Origin of the sequence: Vibrio cionasavignyae (assembly GCF_050337155.1) — a bacterium.
Lineage (GTDB): Bacteria > Pseudomonadota > Gammaproteobacteria > Enterobacterales > Vibrionaceae > Vibrio > Vibrio nomapromontoriensis.
On the sequence record NZ_JAKJSR010000014.1, the window covers coordinates 139637 to 160650 of the forward strand.

The following is a 21014-nucleotide window of genomic DNA, read 5'->3' on the forward strand; positions in this document are numbered from 1 at the left end:
AATGGCTAATTCTTCGAAGGCTGTCCAAGCAAAGTTGGACAGCTTCACAACATGTTCTTGATTCCAATTACGCAACTTTAGTAATTTTCACTGGACACTTCTTGAAGTCTGTCTGTTTGGACAGAGGGTCGGTAGCATCTAAGATCAATTTGTTAATCAAGATTCGTGCATCGAAGAATGGTACAAATACCAATCCTTGAGGCGGGCGGTTACGACCACGTGTTTCGACACGAACTCGTACTTCTCCACGTTTGTTAGACATCACAACTTCATCACCACGACGTAGACCGCGTGACTTGGCATCTTCTGGGTGGATGTAACATACAGCATCCGGGACCGCTTTATACAGCTCAGGAACACGGCGTGTCATTGTACCTGTATGCCAGTGCTCAAGAACACGGCCAGTACATAACCAAAGGTCAAACTCTTCGTTTGGTACTTCTGGTGGCGCTTCATATGGCGCAGAGATAATCCAAGCTTTTCCATCTGGCTTACCGTAGAAGTCCCAGCCAGAGCCTTTCTTAGCGTATGGGTCAGAACCTTCTTTGTAACGCCATAACGTTTCTTTACCGTCAACAACAGGCCAGCGTAAGCCGCGAACTTGGTGATAGGTATCATATGGGGCTAAATCGTGACCATGACCACGACCAAACGCAGCGTATTCTTCAAATAAGCCTTTTTGAACATAGTAACCAAAGTGGTGAGCATCATCGTTCAGTTCGCGAGATTCTTCGATAGGGAATTTATCTACCTGACCATTTGCAAACAACATGTCGTACATGGTTTTACCACGGTACTCTGGTGCTTTTGCAAGTAGTTCTTCAGGCCAAACATCTTCCATCATGAAGCGCTTAGAGAACTCCATAACTTGCCATAGGTCAGATTTCGCTTCGCCGACAGTTCCAACTTGTTGATACCAAGCTTGAGTACGACGTTCTGCATTGCCGTATGCCCCTTCTTTTTCAATCCACATTGCAGTTGGAAGGATAAGGTCACCGGCTTGTGCCGTTGCGGTTGGGTATGGGTCAGAAACGACGATGAAGTTTTCTGGATTACGATAACCAGGTAAACGCTCTTCGTTGATGTTAGGGCCCGCTTGCATGTTGTTGTTACATTGTACCCAATAGCAGTTTAGTACACCGTCGTTAAGCATACGGTCTTGTAGTACAGCGTGGAAACCTGGTTTTGGTGGAATTGTACCTTCTGGTAATTTCCATTCTTTTTCGGCAATGGCACGGTGTTTAGGGTTAGCAACGACCATATCTGCTGGTAGACGGTGAGCAAACGTACCTACTTCACGTGCAGTACCACACGCAGACGGTTGACCCGTTAGAGAGAATGGGCTGTTACCAGGAGTCGCAATTTTACCTGTTAATAAGTGGATGTTATAAACCAGACCATTCATCCAAACACCACGGGTGTGTTGGTTCATGCCCATTGTCCATAGTGACATCACTTTAATGTTTGGATCTGCGTATTGCTTCGCAAGCTGAATCAGTTTTTCTTCTGAGACACCTGAAATTTCAGACGCTTTTTCAACAGTATAAGGGGCAACAGAGGCTTTGTACTGTTCAAAGTTAATAGAGCTCATCTTACCTGAGTTTGGATTCGCCGCTTCTTTTTGAAGTGGATTATCATCTCGAAGGCCGTAACCGATATCTGTGTCAGCTTGTTTGAAGTTTGTGTGCTTGTTAACGAAGTCCCAGTTCACTGCGTCATTTTGAATGATGTAGTTTGCAATGAAGTTTGCGATCGCTAGGTCAGATTGTGGTTCAAAGATATAACCTTCATCAGCAAGCTCAAATGAACGATGATAATAAGTAGAAAGGACGTTCACTTTTACGTGTGGGTGGCTTAATCGACGGTCTGTAATGCGAGTCCAAAGTACTGGGTGCATTTCTGCCATGTTAGAGCCCCAAAGTACGAACGCATCCGCATTTTCGAAGTCGTCGTAACAGCCCATTGGTTCATCGATACCAAATGCGCGCATGAAACCTACAACCGCTGACGCCATACAGTGACGCGCGTTCGGGTCAATGTTGTTTGAACGGAAACCCGCCTTCATCATCTTCGCCGCGGCGTAACCTTCCATTACCGTCCATTGGCCAGAGCCAAACATGCCGATACTGGTAGGGCCTTTCGCTTTCAATGAGGCTTTCCATTTCTCAGCCATAATATCGAATGCTTGGTCCCAAGAAATAGGGGTGAACTCACCTTCTTTGTCGTATTTGCCATCAGTCATACGCAGCAAAGGCTGCTGTAAACGGTCGTTACCGTACATGATTTTTGAGAGGAAGTAGCCTTTGATGCAGTTTAGACCTTTGTTCACTGGTGCTTCAGGGTCACCTTGAGTCGCGACGACTTTACCATTTTGTGTTCCGACTAATACTGAACAGCCAGTACCACAAAAGCGACAAGGCGCCTTATCCCATGTGATTTTTGTTTGATCTGAACTAGCAATCAGATTCGTCGCAGAAGCTGGTAGCGTTATACCGGCCACTGCGGCAGCTGATGCCGCTGCGTTCGCTTTCACGAACGCTCGTCTTGTCATTTTCATACTTCACCCTCAAGTTGGGAATGGTTACTTCCAGTGTTATCGTTTGAATCCTCTTCCAACCCAGTCTCTATTTGGTGATAGACTAAAGCGGTATTAAGGACATTCGGTAAGTTGTTGATAGCATCAATCGTGTCAGTGACGTAACCTTGGTTTTCGGTTTCTAAAACGACAATAATTTTGCCGTCTTCACTTTCACCATAAATCTCAGCGTTATCGAATGCTTCGATTTGCGCTTTGATTTCTGTTAGGCATTCCGCCCGACAGTGAACTACTAAACTTGAAATGTGCACTTCATTTAGTGACATAAACAGTTCTTCTCATTGTTTTTATAAATTGCTCACAGAGATTGATGAAGAAGGGCAGATAGACACGCATGCGCCACAACCATTACATTCACCCAACTCGATTTTTGGTAAAGCCACGCCACCTAATCTTAGCTTGAACTGGATTGCCATTGTTTCACAGGCATCCCCGCAGCTTCGGCATTCGACATTTTTATGTGCTAAGCATGAGTCATTGATGCTCGCTTTAGCGTCCCAAGGTTGGCTGTCTTTGGTATTAAATATAGGCTCTGGACAAATTTCTGCACACTTATAACAGAATGTGCATTCGTCAATTGTGAAGTTGATACTAGGGTAACCGCCGTCACCATGTTGGATGATTTTGGTTTCGCATGCATCGACGCAATGTCCGCATCGAGTGCATAAATCCGTAAAAGTAAGGAGCTCTTTAACCCAAGGTAACCGTATTTGTTTGCTATCTATTTTTTTTCGAGTAAAAAAACGACGCTTCGAAATATCAACCATTCACACCACCGCTAAAGACTGTTTTCCATACCTTTTTATACTCTAGTTAGGAGTGATATGATCTGTTAACAATCTTTAATTAATAAACATATAAATTGTAAGTTTTGATACATTTGTATAAATACCCCTTAGGAGGTAATTATAGGCTATCATTGTTTTGGATCAATAAATTACGCGCCTTTGGTAGACATAGTGTGATCTTAAAATTCTGATAAATATGACGCATTTAGAAAGTTATAGATGAGATGAACAAAATATGAAGAAACCGAACAAATCATTGACTGGAACAATAGCAAAAGCCATGATTTGTATTTTGCTGTTATCGGTGGTGACAGTGAACTTTGCTATTCTCACGTTGGCGTCAAGTTTAAATGATGCAGAAGCCGTGAACGTATCAGGTTCGATGAGAATGCAAAGTTATCGACTTGCCCATGATATTCAATCGGACTCCTCGCTTTACTATCTCCATGTTAAACAATTTGAAGCGTCTTTGTACTCGCCATCCATGCTTGCGCTACAAGCATGGGATGTGCCTGAAAATATTACTCATGAATACTATCAGCTGATTTATCGTTGGCATGACTTAAGAAAAGTGCTCGATGGAGACAATCGGTCAGAGTACTTACTTTTAGTCGCTGATTTTGTCGATCGAATCGACCATTTTGTCCTTAATTTACAGGAGCACTCTGAAAATAAACTTATTCGTTTGGCTTGGGCGGGTGGTTTTGGTTTAGGTGGCATCTTGATTGTCGCTGTTTATGTCGTATTGTTCGTGAGAAAACAGGTTGTACGGCCACTTGGTCAGCTTATTTTAGCCAGTGAGCAAATCCAAAATCGGTCGTTTGATGTGTCGGTTGATATTCGTTCCGATAATGAGTTGGGTATCTTGTCACGGGCGTTTCAGAATATGGCTGAAGACCTTGGGAAGCTGTATCGAGGTTTAGAGTTTGCGGTGAATGAAAAAACGCATAAGTTGCAACATGCTCATCAGTCACTTCAAGTTCTGTATAAGTCTTCACAAGAATTAGCCGCGACGAGAATTTCACATGAAAATTTTCGTGCCATACTCACTTACATTTACAGTGTTGAAGGGGTAATCGCTGTTGAACTAAAAGTCGATGAAGTTGAAGGTCGCCCATGGATTGCAACGGAGGGCACGTTTAACGGGCAACCCATTCACACGAAAGTGCTGTACCTCGACGGACAGACACTGGGGACGCTTCGTTATCAGCCGGGTTTACCGTGTCCAGATGAAAATTTGATTGATAACTTTGTGCTGATTCTCGCGCGAGCGGTCTACTACAATAAAGCGCAGAGACAAAGTGAGCATATTATTTTAATGGAAGAGCGTGCCACTATTGCCCGTGAATTACATGATTCGTTGGCACAATCACTGTCTTACTTGAAAATACAGGTAACGTTGTTAAATCGTTCATTGTCGAAAGAAATGACAGATCTTCAACGAAGCCGTTCCCTAGTGGTATTGAATGATATTCGAGCCGGTTTAGATAGCGCCTACACGCAGCTTAGAGAGCTGCTCACAACCTTTCGATTGTCAATTAAAGAAGGGACGTTTGGCGAGGCGATTTCTGAAATGTTGCATCAACTAGATGAGCGGACTGAGGCGGAGATCAATCTCGACAATCAATTATCGTCGCTAGAACTAGGAGCAAACGAACAAGTGCATCTACTGCAATTAATTCGTGAAGCAGTACTTAATGCAATTAAACATGCCTACGCTACTACCATTACGGTTTCGTGTATCGAAGAGGATAATGGGTTTGTTACTGTTAAAATTACAGACGATGGTGTAGGGTTCGACCAAAATACTGAAAAGCTAAATCACTATGGTATGAGTATTATGCAAGAGCGCGCTGCGCGTTTAAATGCGCAGTTGAAGGTGAATGCAGAGCTAAATGTCGGATGTGAAGTGGTGCTAATGTTTCAAAGAAGTAAGGAGCCACAGAGTGAGTGAATGTAAGGTCCTATTAGTCGATGACCACCCGTTAATGAGACGTGGTATCGGGCAGCTATTGAGTTTTGAAGATGAGTTTGATGTTATTGCAGAAGCAAGCAATGGCGCAGACGCTGTTGCTATGGCCAAAGAGCATGATCCAGACCTGATCTTGCTCGATTTGAATATGAAAGGTATGTCGGGCTTAGATACACTAAAAGCCTTACGCGAAGATGACTTTCAAGGATATATCGTCATTTTAACGGTTTCAGACAGTCCCGCAGACATTGAATCACTCGTTAAGGCAGGCGCAGACGGTTATTTGCTTAAAGATACTGAACCGGATGAGATTATTGATAGATTGAACGGTTTGTCTGATGGTGAAAAAGCATTCAGTAGCGTGATTGAAAAATACCTTGAAGAACGTGGTAGCGCTGAAGATGTCTTTTCTTCGCTTACCGAGCGCGAAACGCAAATTCTTCAAGAAGTCGCGAAAGGGTTTAGAAACAAGCAGATTGCAGATCGTTTGTTTATCTCTGAATCGACAGTGAAGGTCCACATGAAGAGCTTACTAAGAAAGCTTCAAGTGCCGTCTAGGACTGCTGCGACTATTTTGTATCTTGAGCGTTATGGTGAGCTTAAGTAGCTTTGGGTTTGTATGATTTTGGTATAAATATCATTTGCTCTCTCGTTTCTAAAACCAAATGTCAGTAAAAAGGGTCAGCACTTAGTGCTGACCCTTTTTTAATAAGTTAATTAAGGCACTTTTAGTATATGACCTTAAACCTTAAACCTTAAACCTTGAAGCTTCCTAGTAACTGCTCTTGTTGGTGAACATTCGACGTTTGCTCTTTCATTGCTTCGTTCGCCCCTTTTGCTGAATCAGATACTTGTTCACTTAAGTCTTTAATTTTTATGGTATTAGAGTTGATTTCCTCTGCAACTAGGCTTTGCTCTTCGGCGGCAGCCGCTATTTGCATGTTCATATCAGATATTTGTGCAATTGATTGGCGAATTTTTTCTAGTGCATCGTTGGCTTGCTGTGCACGTTCTACTGCTTGAACGGCGCTGCCTTTACTTTGTGTCATCGCATTAGAAACCAGATGAGCACCAGATTGTAATTGTTCGATCATGCTGCGGATTTCTGTCGTTGATTGTTGCGTGCGTTGTGCCAGCGTGCGAACTTCGTCAGCAACAACGGCAAATCCCCGACCAGACTCACCAGCTCGCGCCGCTTCGATAGCCGCATTAAGAGCTAATAAATTCGTTTGGTCTGCAATATCGTTAATGACCTTTAAGATGGTTTCAATGTTGTCAGTGGCGGTTTCTAAGCCTTCTACTTCATGAACGGCATCATCAATACTTGCAGAAAGTGTTGTGATTGCATCTGTAGTGTCCATGACGACGGCGGAGCCTTCTTGAGTTGCATTGTCTGCTTCTTGAGCGGCACTTGCAGCGCCTTGCGCGTTGTTGGCAACTTCAGCAGAAGTGCTGGCCATTTCATTCATTGCGGTGGCGAGTTGCTCCAACTCTTGCAGTTGCGTTGTCATCGCGTGGGCTGATTGTTTAGAACCTTCAGTCGTTTGTTGAGTTAACTGCATGATTTTTGAGGAAATTACTTTTGATTGAATAATTTGTTGCTGTAGGTTTTCTGTAAATGTATTGAAACCGCGCGCTAGCTCTGCAAATTCTTCATCGGTATTTGTATCAAGGCGGTGGGTTAGATCGCCGTCACCATTGGCAACATCTTGGATGGCTGAATTGAGTTCGTTTAGTGGCTTCATTAACACACGAATGAGCAGCGTTAGTACAATGACGCTTACTATAAGGCCTGAAATTATGAAGAAGATGGATTGGTTACGCAGTTCACTAATCGCAGAAAAAGCGATGCCTTTATCAATGATTGCGCCAACATACCAATTTTCTTCAGGTACTAGAACTAAGTTAACTTGATACTCTTTTCCATCAAAACTGAGCTGCTGAGCGCCTTCCTTTAGTGCAACATTAGGAAGGAAAGATCCGATAGGCTCGCCATTTAAGCTGCTATCTGGATGCGCAATCGTCATGCCTTTGTCTGTCACAACAAACAAATAGCCCGCACCAAAGAGGTCGGTTTGGTTAACCATGTCTGCCAGTGTGGTCAATGTAACATCAAACACCACACTTCCGATAAATTGACCATCAGTGTCATTGAGAGGTGAACCGAGAGAAATAATGACGTTTTTGGTCGAGGAGTCGACGTAAGGGTCAGTAATGATAGTGTCACGGGCCATCTTAGACTCGCTATACCATGGGCGCGTACGAGCATCGTAGCTTGCATCAGGAACCCAACCATCATTACTCACTAAGGTACCAGTATCGTCATAACCAATACCAACAGCTTGGAAGGTGTTTCTAAGCGTTGGCGTAGTGATGACCTTTGTAACGTAGTTACGATCGTTAGGTGCGATCTCGATAGATTCGGTTACTGCGCTAGCTAAATCGCGTTTGGCATTCAGATCATATGAAATGGTGCTTTTTACCCCGGATATGAGCTCGTGGATGCTAGAGTCGATATGAGTTTGTAATTCACTTCGAACCGTCATCAATTGCGTGATGCCGAGCGTTGATACAGTGACAAGCAGCAAGGCTGCTGACGCAGAGACTATTTTGTGACTAAATTTCATACATTACCTTAGATTTAACTTGGTATTTTCAACGAGTTAGCGACAACTGTCGTTGTTTTCTTATTATTATTGTACTGAATGTGTACTTGCTATTAAGTACATTGTTTTGTATATCAATATATATTATCGGTGCGGATTTAAGGAACTTTAATATATTCGCGTACTTTTTTACTGGTCAGCGCACTTCTCTGAATACATAGATAAAGTATGGCGATGAAATCTATCAATTACGTTGAGGACGTCATTAACTCGCAGTAATAACATGGCTAACTTGAAGAGTCGCGGTGGATTGCATAAGTTAAGTTAAGACGATGGTTTAAGAGGGATGCTAATACATGAAAACGATAGGGTTACTCGGTGGTATGAGTTGGGAATCAACGACCAATTACTATAAGGCGATCAATGAAGGTGTTAAAGCTGAGCTAGGGGGGTTCCACTCTGCAAAAATTGCTATGTTTAGTGTCGATTTTGCAGAAATTGCGGCGTTACAACACAGTGGTGATTGGCAGCAAGCCGCGACTATTTTGAGTCAAGCAGCGAATGCTGTGGAGTCAGCGGGGGCGGATTGTTTATTAATTTGTACCAATACCATGCATAAAGTCGCCGATGATATAGCGAGTAGCGTATCGATTCCTCTTATCCATATTGCCGATGCAACAGCTGCCGAGCTAAACAAAGACGATCGTCGAGTTGTAGGGCTACTCGGCACTGCCTTTACTATGGAGCAAAGCTTCTATAAAGAACGGCTTGAGGCTAATGGAATAAAAGTCATCGTTCCTAATGGTGTTCAAAGAAAGTTAGTCCATGACATCATTTATCGAGAGTTGGTACAGGGGGATATTCAAGTTAGCTCGCGTCAGGACTACTTAGAAGTTATCGCTGACCTTAGGGAGATGGGCGCAGAGGCGATTATTCTCGGCTGTACTGAAATAGCGATGCTAATTAATGAAAATGTAACGACTATCCCGTTGTATGATACAACTAAGATTCATTCACAGGCTGCCGTTCGATTTGCCTTAAACAAGTCATAACGAGAGGCTTGTCGTTATCAATACCGAATAGGGGAGCATCTAATTTTCAGCGAGTTATAGGGGGCTTTGTTAAATTGGACCGTCTTCGTTGGACATCTTATGAGCACGGTCCGATGGGATAATCAATACTTAATGACTAATTAGTTAATTATGCGATTCGTGTCGTATTTGCTGGATTTTTTGGCAGCACATCACATAAAAAGTGTCTATACCTAGGGGACTAATTATAATTACTGTGATGAGTGCTGGAGAAATACTGTGAATTCACTTCAATCGGTGTTGCGTCGTTGTTTGATGATTGCTCTGATTTGTTGCACGTTAAATGTTCAAGCCGCCCACAAAACATTGACGATTTCCAATTCTAAAGCTTGGAAACCCTACTCTTATCTTGACGATAATGGCGAGCCAGCAGGCATACTGATCGATTTGTGGAAAAGTTATGGCCAAGCCAATAACGTTGATGTTGTTTTTAAATTGGTCGACTGGCAACCCTCCATTGATTTAGTTCGAGATAAACAGGTTGATATTCATGCTGGATTGCTACGTTCAAAAGAGCGTGAACAGTACTTAGAGTTTGGTGTTAACTTGTTACAGATAGACAACCAGATCTATTTTCACCAGCAGTTATTGCGTTTTGATATCGATGAGTTTCTACTTGGTTCGCATAGCCATCATGTGGGGGTCGTTAGTGGTGGCTATGAAGAGTCGTATTTACGAAAGCATTTCGCTAATTTGACATTAAAAGCATTTATAAATAACGAAGAGATGATTGACGCCGCACTCAGAGGCGATATTTTGGCTTTCAGTGCTGACTTACAGGTTGCCAATTATTACCTATACAGTGAAGGAAGGACCCAAGATTTTATCGCGGTAAAGCATTTATACAGTGGAATGCTCTACGCCGCTTCCGCACCTTCTAACGCCGACTTACTGACTCAGGTTTCTGAACAATTTCATAACATTGATTCAGATGAAAAGCAGCGTATATTCAGTCGATGGATGCATATCAAAACTGTCTATCCGGAGTACTTAATACCTAGTGCATTAGTTCTTTTCTCCCTGTGTCTAGGGGGATACGCGGTATTACTTCGCTACAATGTACGGAAAAAAACGGGCGAACTCGCCGCGATTAATAAAGACCTAAAATTACTATCGGAGACCGATGCGTTAACCGGATTGATAAATCGCCGTCGATTCTTTCAGTGCTTAGATGCATACAGAAAAAACCAGTCTACTCTCACTGTGATAATTATCGATATTGATAACTTTAAATTGGTGAACGATGAATATGGGCATATTAAAGGGGACGTGGTCATCCGTGCAGTGGCGAATGCCATTCACCCCGCAGTCACTGAGGGACAAGTGTTTGGTCGAATAGGTGGGGAAGAGTTTGCCATTGCTTATCAACAACGAAATTTTGAGCAATCTGCGCAGCAGGCTAACCTCATTTGTCAGCTTGTGCGGCAAATAGAGATCCCTGATATTGATTTTATGCCTATTACTATTAGTGTTGGTTGTGCCGTATATGGACGGGCGAGTGACTGCATGACATTGGCTGATGCGGATAAGTTGATGTACCAAGCAAAAGAACGGGGTAAAAACCAGGCAGTTTCAGACCTAATCCCTTCATCTAGAGATTGCTATACTGCCGTATCTTAGTGTTTAGATGGTTTGACATAGCCAAGTATCAGATAATAGATAATAAGCATCGATGATTAGCGATACTATATTGATTCATCGAAAGTTAATGTGTTCTCACTTAAGGTAACTTGGTGTAGAGTTGCTCTGACATTAAGGAGCACAAATGACATTAACTACTTGGTTCTCACTTTTTACTATTTGTTTGCTTGGTGCCATGTCGCCTGGGCCGAGCTTGGCTATTGTCGCTAAACACAGCTTGTCTGGTGGCCGCATTAACGGTTTTGCTACCGCTTGGGCGCATGCTTGTGGTATCGGAATTTACGCTCTGGTCACCGTACTTGGTTTAACGGTACTGTTACAGCAATTTCCAATGATATTTAAGTCTCTTTCATTGATTGGGGCGTTATATTTAGCTTGGCTAGGCTATAACGCGGTGCGATCTAAAGGGGGAATTGTTGAACGATTGGAGTCTGGGCAGCCAGTCTCTGCGGTGACTTCTGCCAAAGAGGGGTTATTTATTTCCCTTTTCAGTCCTAAAATTGCACTCTTTTTTACCGCGTTGTTTAGTCAGTTTGTCGCCGTAGGAAGTGAGCTGTCCGATAAAGCCATTATTATAGTGACGCCGCTACTTGTTGACGGGCTTTGGTATACGTTCATTACAATAATGCTTTCTTCGACTTTCCTACTGAATTTTTTGAAATCCAAAGCTCGTATTATCGATCAGGTTTCTGGAGTGGTTCTTATTCTCTTGGCTATTCGCGTTTTATTTACGCTGTAACCGGCTCTGGGAGCTCCCTTCTTAGCTTGTGATATTGACAATCTGTTCATACACTTAACCTAATGAAAATCTTCGGAAGACGGTGAACCGATTGCCATTAAATAAATTGTCATTGAATAAGCTGATATTGAGCACCTTGCTAAGCACTGTAGGTTTGGCCTCCTTTGGGTTTTTAGTTGGCTGCCAACCTCAAATGATGCGAGAACCCCTTCCGGAAAAGTTTGGGCTTGATAATGTCGATATTCTAGTTAATCAAAAAATTTTATTGCCAGAAAAGTTAGATACTTCAGGTAAAGGTCATCAATTTAAAGTCGGCGTCGCAGACCTTAATCGTGATGATCGTGATGAAATCATGGTGTTAATGCAAAGTCCTTATTTTTGTGGCTCAGGAGGCTGTACAGCCTACCTTTTTAACGATAAAGGCGAACTACTTAATCGTATGACAGTGGTGAAAGAGCCGGTGTTGATATCTGAGCGACATTCAAAGGGTTGGAAGGATTTTTATGTGTGGAGTGACGGTTCACTACGTATTATGAGCTTTGATGGGGTGACATACCCTCAGAATCCATCTTTGCAACCTAAATATGATCGTCAGTTAGAAGAAAAAGCGGCGTTTCAATTAGCCGAGATACAAGAAATTTATGTTCAAGATGGCTATGACCTCCTACAAGTAACAGATGTCCCTCTATTATATTCTGTTCACTCTTATCAGTTTCAATTTAAACATTATGGCGATGTTAATAATCAGTATCGTATTACCATAGATATGATTACCGGTAGCTTAGCTCTAGAATCGTCAGATACTTCAAATAAAAGTGGAGACATTAAAGGCTCTCTTTCTCAAAATTAAGATAGTACTAAGTCGAATTCGGTATTTGGTTGTTCTAGTCTATGAGTAATGGACAGGCTTAGGTCAGACAATATGAATGGACTTATTATAAAAAACACGGCCACTAGACTGCTGCAAGGTGTACTCTTATGTGGGCTGTGTTTTGTAACTTTTGCATCGGAAATAAATAACAGTATTTCTTTATACAATTGGGAGGCGTTTTTAGCAGAGTCGGTTAAAAATCAACTGCATACAGAGCATGGTGTTTATATCGAAGAAACGTACTTCTCGGACGAAGGCATCAGAGACGAAGTAATGTTGAGTGAGCGTCGCCATGCGTTTGACCTTGTGGTGATAGAAAGTGTCAGGCTACACCTTCTCGCTGAACAGGGGGTTGTAGCGAGAGTACCACCTCAACTTAAAGCTGAACTTGCCTCATATTTTGATAGTAAGTGGAATGATGCCTGTGGAGATTATGGTGTCCCTTATGCATGGGGCACAAGTGGTATTCTTTATAGAAAATCGGCTTTTGATGTTCCAGTGAACTCTTGGTCGGAGTTGTTAGTCCCTACTGCTGCGTTAAAGAACCGTGTTGCTATGTATTACCATCCGGTTGACGCTGTTGCTTCTGCGCTACTGTCCCAAAATAAAGACCCTTTTTCCAGCAGCAGCAAAGATTTAGAAAGCGCTTATAAGTTGCTGAAAGAACAGCGCCCTTCCTTATATACACCGGACTACATTCTTAATTTCCTTGATTCACCGGAAAAAATAAATGATATCGATATTGCATTTGGGTTTTCAGGCGATGAGTTTGTACTCAATGAAGAGGTAGAAGGTCAGGAGGGACTATGGGCTTACGTGTTGCCAAAAGAGGGCACAACCATTTGGTTAGAATGTTTAGCTATTCCGCAGGGAACGACAATTTCTCCAGAGCTAGTGACTGCAATTCGCTTCCTTTCAGAACCCCAAGTAGCGGCTTTGAACGCTGAAGATTCTTGGTTTTCCACTCCTCATCGTTTCGCTTTAGAATTTGTCGGTCAAGATTACTTAAACGACCCGTCATTGAACCCTCCTCAAGTCGTTTTGGAAAAAAGTTATCTCTATAGGCGAGTTACCGACTTAGGATTACTAACTAGACAAAGAATTGTTGAAGATTTGAGGTAGGCATGACGTTACTCAAACGGCTGCATTTATGGTTGGTTCCGATCCTAACGTTTTTGGTGATATTGGCAGGGATTGCGATTTACTATCAACGAATAGAGGGATATAAAGCGCTCGAAGTGATCAAGTGGCGTGACAAAGTTGTGAGTGCATTTGACGCGACAAATTATGAACAACATGGTATTGCAGCTCTGGCTCATGAGATTGCGGGCACGATACAGTTCCTTCGCTTAACTCAAGAGACTGGTGATATCGCTAGACGTAGTTTTCTCGAAAAGTATTTAAGTCAATTGGTAGATAAGCGCAGGATAAAAGAGCTTGGTGGGGCGCAGGTATTTGTTGTTGATGAGTTATTTTCAGTTGTCGCAACTTCAATCAAACGAGGTCCATTCTACTTTCCAGCGCTCCCCGATGAAATTTATCAGCGTGTATTTGATACTTATGTAAAAATATCGCTAGGCGAGCCTTTTCTGAGTGATGGACTAATTTATAAATCAGAGAGTGGCCAAGTTCGGTTTTCATACATTGGTGCCTATGATAGCAAATTATTTCCAGAGGACCCTCGTGCTCAGGTGCAAAAAGAGCGAACTCTCTTAATTACCGACGCGCCTTTAATTCACCTTACGACCTTGCTGAATGAAATAGAACCGATGCCGTATGTGAGTATTGATTTTTCAGTTCGAGGTGATGAACAATTTGACCTAAAAAGTGAGGTAAGAACGACGGTCGTTACAGATAGTACCACTGGTAGAACGGAATTATGCCTTGAAGGCACGAAGATGAAGGTAACGTTGCATATCTTGGAAAGCCATTATGATAGTGAAAAAAAGAAAATAGCGTTAGAGGTATTTGGGTATATTGTGGCGATTGAAGCCATCTTGTTATTTGTTATCATCACTATTATGCGTACAAGAATTCTAAAGCCTATTGCACATCTCATTGATGATATTAAGTCCGGCGGTCAGGAGTTGCGTTACTTCAAACGTTCGAAAGGAAATGATGAAATATCGGTCTTAAAAAACGCATACATTGATACGCTAAGTAAGGTGAAGTTTGAAGCTGAATTTGATTATTTAACACGTTTAGCTAACCGTCGAACATTTATATCACATATTGATAAAAGGATTGAGTGTTACTCAAACGACAATGCATTTATTATAGGTTGGGATATTAAAGACTTTCGCAAGATAAATGATCTGTATGGTACAAGAATTGGCGACAATGTCCTGGTAAAGGTCGCTGACTATTTAAGAAAGTTCATTCAAACCTACCAAACTAGTATTGGAGTAGGGTGCAGTGATTATGCAATTAGTCGCTACGGTGGGAATTGCTTCGTGGCTGTAATAGATATTTATCATACGGGTGAAGTAGAACACTTTTTTGAAAGTTTTGATGCGAAGTTTAACAAATGTGTCATGGTGGATGGCTATAGTTTCAACTTGGATGTGGCCATCGCGATATTCCCACTGTCATTGACAGAGCACACTTACCTTTGGCAAAAAGGCCTTGAAGAAGCATTTAATAAAGCAAAGCAAATTCGCACACGTCAAGCACTAGTGATTTTTGATAGGCACCTTGCCCGACAACTAGAACGTCGTGATGAAATTGAAAGAAAACTATTGCTGTGTAGCCAAAATGGCGAGTTTCAGCTTAAGTTTATGCCATTGATTGACGCGAAGTCCTTAGCTATTAAAGGTATGGAAGTGCTGATTAGATGTCCACGCCTAAGTGAATTTCATACTGGTCCTGATGAGTTTGTTCAAATTGCTGAGCAGGCGAATATTATATCTGCTATTGATGATTGGGTTATTGAAAATGCTTTCGCTGCTTATGACGCCATGCGACAGAAGTGTAATTATCAAGAGAGTATCTCTGTGAATGTGTCGGCTTTAGAACTGTATAATTTGGCATTTATTGATTTGCTTATTAAAGTGAGTGAAAAATATAAAATCTCACCAAGGAAAGTGGTCATAGAAATAACGGAAACGAGTTATGTGAAAAGTACTCAAGATACCATAGGTATGGTGGAAAAATTACGAGAACTCGGGTTTAAGGTATCTCTTGACGATTTCGGTACCGGTTTTACCTCTATTAATCAACTGTTACACTACCCTGTAGATGAATTGAAAATAGATAAGAGCTTTGTGGATTTAATTGGATCAGATAGTGGCAATGAAAAAATGTTAACGTCCATTATCGCTTTGGCGCATACTTGTGGAGCAAGTGTCGTTGGAGAAGGAGTTGAAGACAGCTATCAAAGCCACTACCTTAGCAATATTGGATGTGACACTTTACAAGGATACGCGTTTAGCAAGCCGCTAACGTTTGATGAATTCTGTGTTCTTTATAGTAATTATGACGCTGAATACTACCATAAACAGATCAATGAAATATCATTGATTAGCAGCAAAAATAAGCCTATTAATGAGTGACTAGGTGGGTGAGTCAGCGTTATTAGAGGTTCTGTGCGGCAGCCTTTCTTCGGGAAAGTAGTGTTAGGCGTTCAAGTAGCATAGAACGGTGTACTTTTTTTTCGTGAATCAAAGAGATATCCATTATAAGCTCTAAATCACCCAAAAGGATGGGTTCGCCCAAACTTTCTCGCATTGCTCTTAGTGTGTTATCGGTTTGAGAGGCTTGACTGAATTTGCTTAGTACGATTAAAGTTGAACCGCTATAACGATACAAATTAAATCGGCTATCGATTAAAGACGATACTTTCTCAGCTGCAGATTTTATTAAAATATCGCCGTAATCAATACCATATTTATGATTGACTTCTTCGAGGTTTAAAACTCGAACAGAGAGTATACTGTAATAAGGCTGTGAGAATGGCAGTTTAAGGTCATAAGTGAGCGCAGAGCGATTCATAAACCGAGTCAGTGGGTCTCTTCGGTGAATGGATGTTCTAATCAAAGATTCAAGCCAAAAGATAAGTATGATAATGGTAAATAAAGAAACAAGGATAATAGTCGTTATCTTTTGTAAAAATAAAAGTCGCTCTAACTCGTGACTATTTTTCTTATACAATGGGCTTTGTAGCCGAAAGTTGGCGTTAATAAAGGTGATAACTTCATTGTAGTTAAGGATAACTCGATGTTTAATGGCATCTTGTTTGATTTTACCTTCTTGATAGAGTTGGAGAGATTTTTCTAACTCTTTAAATTTCTCAAACTGCTCTGAAAAGAAATAATAATAGTTAGCGTCTTTAATGAAGTTTGAAGACTCACGGCTGTTGAGGATTATATCAAATCGACTCCATGTTAAATCAAAATGCAGCCACAAATTTTTGGGGTCAATGGGTGAAATCCGGATTTCAGTTACGAATTGAGAGTACTCTTTGACTAATTGAAAAACGAACCACGTGGCTTCGTTCTTACGCTCAGAAAAGCTATCGTTTATAGTGTTTACTTTGTCAATCGTCATCACATTGACGGCCAACGCTATGGTTGTTAAAAGCGCCAGAAATAGTTTTATAATATTGAGAGGAATTGTTTCGATTAGGTATTTTATCATAGAGCTACATTTGAATATTTTTGAGCTGCCAAATCATTTTAGCGTGATAATCGGTAGTGTCTAACTCTGGCTTTGAGGCGATTGGAAATATTACCCAAAATGGTCCCTTATCGCGAATAGACATGGGCGCGTCATCTTTGTGAATGGCGATAATTGGAGAATAAGTTTCAATGTCTGATTTAGGTATATCGATTTGATAGTTGTTCAGAGCGATAAAGGTCAGGTTTTGAGGGAGGGTAAGGTTGGATTGTTCGAAAAGGGTTTGCAGTGTTACGCCACGAAAGGTCGCTTCTTCTTCAAGCCAAGGTAGCGTTGTGGTGATGGTAGTTTGTGGCATATCAAGAAGCTGACTATCGGAAATGACATACTTAACATTATTAGTGTCAATAATAGTTAACTGGCTTGAGTAGACCCACTGGCTGAAAAACACGGTTATAGCAATTCCCAGCGTCTTCATGATCAACGTTCTCATAATCGGATTCCTTCCGCTTTAACGATTTTGTGTCCTTATTGATAGTCTAGGAAGTACATGAAGAGTATCAAGCACGATCCTGTTTCACTTTTGAGACAGTTATCATTATGCAACTCGTGTTAATTGCTGCGGTTCGTTAGGGCGAGTTATTGGGTGAAAGGGATAGGTAGGAAGAAAGGGATAGGCAGTTGGAGCGGTCACCCAAAGGTCGCGAATAGAGTGCGGTCATTGGAAAGACGAAGTGCCATAACGGGAACCCGCTATGGCACTTAATAGATTAGAACGACATTTTTTTGTGCTTAAGTTACATCACATTGCTAATGTATTTTGGAGAAAGCGTCGCTTACTTTAATAGCTCACGCGCTGTATCAACAACGTTCTCTGTGGTAAAGCCAAACATCTTGAATAGCTCACCTGCGGGTGCAGACTCACCAAATGTTGTCATACCGATGATCTTGCCACCAAAGCCAACATATTTGTACCAGAAGTCAGCGATACCGGCTTCAACTGCAATACGAGCTGTCACGTCAGATGGAAGTACAGATTCACGGTACTGCGCATCTTGCTTATCAAACGCGTCAGTTGCTGGCATTGAAACCACACGTACCGCTTTACCTTCCGCTGTAAGTTGCGCAGCCGCTTCAACCGCTAGCTCAACTTCAGAGCCAGTAGCAATTAGAATTAATTCTGGCTTACCAGCACAATCTTTTAGGATGTAACCACCCTTAGCGATGTTTGCGACTTGCTCAGCGTCACGTTCTTGCTGTGCTAGGTTCTGACGAGAGAAGATAAGTGATGTTGGACCATCTTTACGCTCAATAGCCAGTTTCCAAGCGACTGCCGATTCAACTTGGTCACATGGGCGCCATGTACTCATGTTTGGCGTGAGACGTAGAGAAGCAATTTGCTCAACTGGTTGGTGAGTCGGCCCATCTTCACCAAGACCAATAGAGTCGTGCGTATACACTTGGATGTTTTGAACTTTCATCAAAGCAGCCATGCGCATTGCGTTGCGAGCGTATTCCATGAACATTAGGAATGTCGCGCCGTATGGTACGAAACCACCGTGCAGAGCGATACCGTTCATGATAGCCGTCATGCCGAATTCGCGCACACCGTAGTGGATGTAGTTACCAGAGAAGTCTTCTGCCGTTAGCGACTTAGAGCCAGACCACATGGTTAGGTTAGAAGGCGCAAGGTCAGCAGAGCCGCCCATGAATTCAGGAAGCATTTGACCAAATGCTTCTAAAGCATTTTGAGACGCTTTACGCGATGCGATGTTTGCTGGATTAGCTTGTAGATCGGCAATGATTGCCGATGCTTTTTCTTCCCATTGTGCAGGAAGCTCGCCGTTTACGCGGCGTTTGAATTCAGCTGCCAGCTCTGGGTATGCTGCTTCATAAGCTGCAAATTTCTCATTCCACGCTGCTTCCTTAGCTGCGCCTGCTTCTTTCGCATCCCACTCTGAGTAAATTTCCGACGGAATTTCAAAAGGACCATGCTCCCAACCTAATGCTTTACGTGTTGCTGCAATTTCGTCAGCGCCTAGTGGTGCACCGTGACAGTCGTGCGTGCCAGATTTGTTTGGAGAACCAAAGCCAATCACTGTTTTAGTGCAGATTAGAGTAGGGCGAGGATCGGCTTTAGCAGCGATGATAGCCGCATTGATAGCATCAGCGTTGTGGCCATCTACTGCTGGGATTACGTGCCAGCCGTATGCTTCAAAACGCTTTGGTGTATCGTCAGAGAACCAGCCTTCTACTTCACCATCAATTGAGATACCGTTGTCATCCCAGAAAGCGACCAACTTACCAAGACCTAGTGTACCCGCTAGAGAACAAGCTTCGTGAGAGATACCTTCCATCAGACAGCCATCACCCATAAAGGCATACGTGAAGTGATCTACGATGTCGTGGCCTTCTTTGTTAAACTGTGCCGCGAGTGCTTTTTCAGCCATCGCCATACCAACAGCATTTGTGATGCCTTGTCCTAAAGGACCAGTTGTTGTCTCGATGCCTGGTGCGTAGCCGTACTCAGGGTGGCCTGGTGTTTTAGAGTGTAACTGGCGGAAGTTCTTAAGGTCTTCAATTGAAAGCTCGTAACCTGCCAGGTGAAGCAGAGAGTAAATTAACATCGAGCCGTGACCGTTAGATAAGATGAAGCGGTCGCGGTCAGCCCACTCTGGGTTAGATGGGTTGTGGTTTAAGTGCGAGCGCCACAGCACTTCAGCGATGTCAGCCATACCCATAGGGGCGCCTGGGTGGCCAGAATTTGCTTGTTGTACACCGTCCATGCTCAAAGCACGAATAGCATTAGCGAGTTGTTTACGATTCATGGTGTCTTCCAAAATTTATAAAGGGTAATAAAAAAGGCACCTGTTATCAGTGCCTTTTTGAATTGGGTTATAGTTTTGCTGCAAGCATTTCTTCAAGCTTACCTTGGTCGATAGCGAAGTTGCGAATGCCTTCTGCTAGTTTTTCAATCGCCATTGGGTCTTGGTTATGATCCCAAAGGAATTCAGCGTGAGTCATAGGCGCAGGACGTGCTGCTTCGCCTTTTGAATCGATCAGTTTTTCTACGACTTCGCCTTCTGCTTCTTCTAGTTCTTGCAGCAGGTTAGGGCTAATGGTTAGACGATCACAGCCTGCTAGCTCAAGGATTTCTCCGATATTACGGAAGCTCGCACCCATGACAACAGTGTTGTAACCATACTCTTTATAGTAGTTGTAGATAGAGGTTACCGATACAACGCCTGGATCTTCTTGTGCGTCGAAGTCACGACCTTCTTTCGCTTTGTACCAGTCCATAATACGACCAACAAATGGCGAGATTAAGAAGACGCCTGCTTCCGCACATGCACGAGCTTGTGCGAATGAGAAAAGAAGCGTTAGGTTACAGTTGATGCCTTCTTTTTCTAGTACTTCAGCTGCGCGAATACCTTCCCACGTTGACGCAAGTTTAATTAGGATACGGTCATTGGTAATACCGGCATCGTTATACATCTTGATAAGCTTACGAGCTTTAGTAATGCTGCCTTCTGTATCGTAAGAAAGACGAGCATCAACTTCTGTAGAGATACGACCAGGGATAGTACTCAGGATCTCTTTACCAATGCTAACGGCAAGCATATCGCCCGCATCTAGAAGCTGTTGGTTTTTGTCTTGGCTCTGACCTTTCGCATACTCGATAGCTTGATCGATAAGAGGCGCGTACTCAGCGATTTGTGCTGCTTTCAAAATGAGAGAAGGGTTAGTCGTTGCATCTTCTGGTTGGTATTTACGAATGGCTTCAATGTCGCCAGTATCGGCGACGACAGTCGTCAGTTTGCGTAGTTGCGCTAATTTATTGCTCATCGGTACGTTCCTATAGTTGAGGCAAGGCCGTCTCATAATAAAAGGTCGACATCAGTAGCGCTTGTGTTGGCTACTGCACAGAATCCTAATCAGCGAGCATTCATGCGTGAGCATGTGTTTGGCTCGTGAGTAAATGTTGATTCATATTTAACTCATGCAGGCTGAAAGTCAATAAAATATACCGGGTAAATTGCTCATTCATGCGATTACTTTCGGTTTCTGATAACGGCAGCGCACTTTTGTTGATTGC

Annotated in this window: 16 protein-coding genes; 8 read left to right on the top strand and 8 right to left on the bottom strand. The window is 42.6% G+C overall.

What is annotated here, in order from left to right:
• Positions 1 to 67: 67 nt before the first annotated feature.
• From napA to napF, 3 genes are read right to left on the bottom strand one after another with little or no spacing between them, the layout of a single operon-like run.
• Positions 68 to 2557 carry a periplasmic nitrate reductase subunit alpha gene (napA, locus tag L4D74_RS11245; protein WP_428752196.1) on the bottom strand — a complete coding sequence of 830 codons (2490 nt, stop codon included), beginning with the start codon at positions 2555 to 2557 and terminating at the stop codon, positions 68 to 70.
• Entirely contained in the window at positions 2554 to 2862 is a 309-nt protein-coding gene (locus tag L4D74_RS11250) for a chaperone NapD (RefSeq protein ID WP_265677133.1), read from the bottom strand. The genes napA and L4D74_RS11250 overlap by 4 nt, the downstream gene beginning before the upstream one ends.
• Before the next feature lie 21 nt (positions 2863 to 2883).
• Complete coding sequence (gene napF, locus L4D74_RS11255) at positions 2884 to 3363, bottom strand: ferredoxin-type protein NapF (RefSeq protein ID WP_428752197.1); 480 nt, start codon at positions 3361 to 3363, stop codon at positions 2884 to 2886.
• Positions 3364 to 3619: 256 nt separating this feature from the next.
• Here napF and narQ point away from each other — a divergent pair, with 256 nt between their 5' ends.
• Both narQ and L4D74_RS11265 read left to right on the top strand, forming a co-directional pair.
• Positions 3620 to 5338, top strand: coding sequence for a nitrate/nitrite two-component system sensor histidine kinase NarQ (gene narQ / locus L4D74_RS11260; RefSeq protein ID WP_428752198.1), 1719 nt, complete (start codon positions 3620 to 3622; stop codon positions 5336 to 5338).
• Positions 5331 to 5963, top strand: a complete 633-nt coding sequence (locus L4D74_RS11265) for a response regulator (RefSeq protein ID WP_428752199.1) — start codon at positions 5331 to 5333, stop codon at positions 5961 to 5963. Before narQ ends, L4D74_RS11265 begins: the two co-directional genes overlap by 8 nt.
• 148 nt (positions 5964 to 6111) lie before the next feature.
• On the opposite strand, the gene L4D74_RS11270 is transcribed toward L4D74_RS11265, so the two are convergent.
• Complete coding sequence (locus L4D74_RS11270; protein WP_428752200.1) at positions 6112 to 7983, bottom strand: methyl-accepting chemotaxis protein; 1872 nt, start codon at positions 7981 to 7983, stop codon at positions 6112 to 6114.
• 335 nt (positions 7984 to 8318) lie between these two features.
• On the opposite strand from L4D74_RS11270, the gene L4D74_RS11275 reads away from it, so the two are divergent.
• The 6 genes from L4D74_RS11275 (at position 8319) to L4D74_RS11300 (ending at position 15855) form a co-directional block, all read left to right on the top strand.
• Positions 8319 to 9014, top strand: a complete 696-nt coding sequence (locus tag L4D74_RS11275; RefSeq protein ID WP_428752201.1) for an aspartate/glutamate racemase family protein — start codon at positions 8319 to 8321, stop codon at positions 9012 to 9014.
• Positions 9015 to 9272: 258 nt separating this feature from the next.
• A complete protein-coding gene (locus L4D74_RS11280) occupies positions 9273 to 10673 on the top strand; it encodes a sensor domain-containing diguanylate cyclase (RefSeq protein WP_428752202.1) in 1401 nt (466 codons plus the stop codon).
• Positions 10674 to 10818: 145 nt separating this feature from the next.
• Complete coding sequence (locus tag L4D74_RS11285) at positions 10819 to 11433, top strand: LysE family translocator (protein ID WP_428752203.1); 615 nt, start codon at positions 10819 to 10821, stop codon at positions 11431 to 11433.
• A 91-nt stretch (positions 11434 to 11524) separates the two neighbouring features.
• On the top strand, positions 11525 to 12283 hold the full coding sequence (locus L4D74_RS11290; RefSeq protein ID WP_428752204.1) for a hypothetical protein: 759 nt from the start codon (positions 11525 to 11527) through the stop codon (positions 12281 to 12283).
• Between the two features lie 72 nt (positions 12284 to 12355).
• Entirely contained in the window at positions 12356 to 13426 is a 1071-nt protein-coding gene (locus tag L4D74_RS11295) for an extracellular solute-binding protein (RefSeq protein ID WP_428752205.1), read from the top strand.
• Between the two features lie 62 nt (positions 13427 to 13488).
• On the top strand, positions 13489 to 15855 hold the full coding sequence (locus tag L4D74_RS11300) for an EAL domain-containing protein (protein WP_428752206.1): 2367 nt from the start codon (positions 13489 to 13491) through the stop codon (positions 15853 to 15855).
• Positions 15856 to 15877: 22 nt separating this feature from the next.
• On the opposite strand, the gene L4D74_RS11305 is transcribed toward L4D74_RS11300, so the two are convergent.
• The 4 genes from L4D74_RS11305 to tal form a co-directional block, all read right to left on the bottom strand.
• Entirely contained in the window at positions 15878 to 16939 is a 1062-nt protein-coding gene (locus tag L4D74_RS11305; RefSeq protein WP_428752207.1) for a diguanylate cyclase domain-containing protein, read from the bottom strand.
• A 4-nt stretch (positions 16940 to 16943) separates the two neighbouring features.
• Positions 16944 to 17411, bottom strand: a complete 468-nt coding sequence (locus tag L4D74_RS11310; RefSeq protein WP_428752208.1) for a putative pterin-binding protein — start codon at positions 17409 to 17411, stop codon at positions 16944 to 16946.
• 343 nt (positions 17412 to 17754) lie between these two features.
• Complete coding sequence (tkt, locus tag L4D74_RS11315) at positions 17755 to 19746, bottom strand: transketolase (protein WP_428752209.1); 1992 nt, start codon at positions 19744 to 19746, stop codon at positions 17755 to 17757.
• 67 nt (positions 19747 to 19813) lie between these two features.
• Complete coding sequence (tal, locus tag L4D74_RS11320; RefSeq protein WP_428752210.1) at positions 19814 to 20764, bottom strand: transaldolase; 951 nt, start codon at positions 20762 to 20764, stop codon at positions 19814 to 19816.
• Positions 20765 to 21014 lie beyond the last annotated feature (250 nt).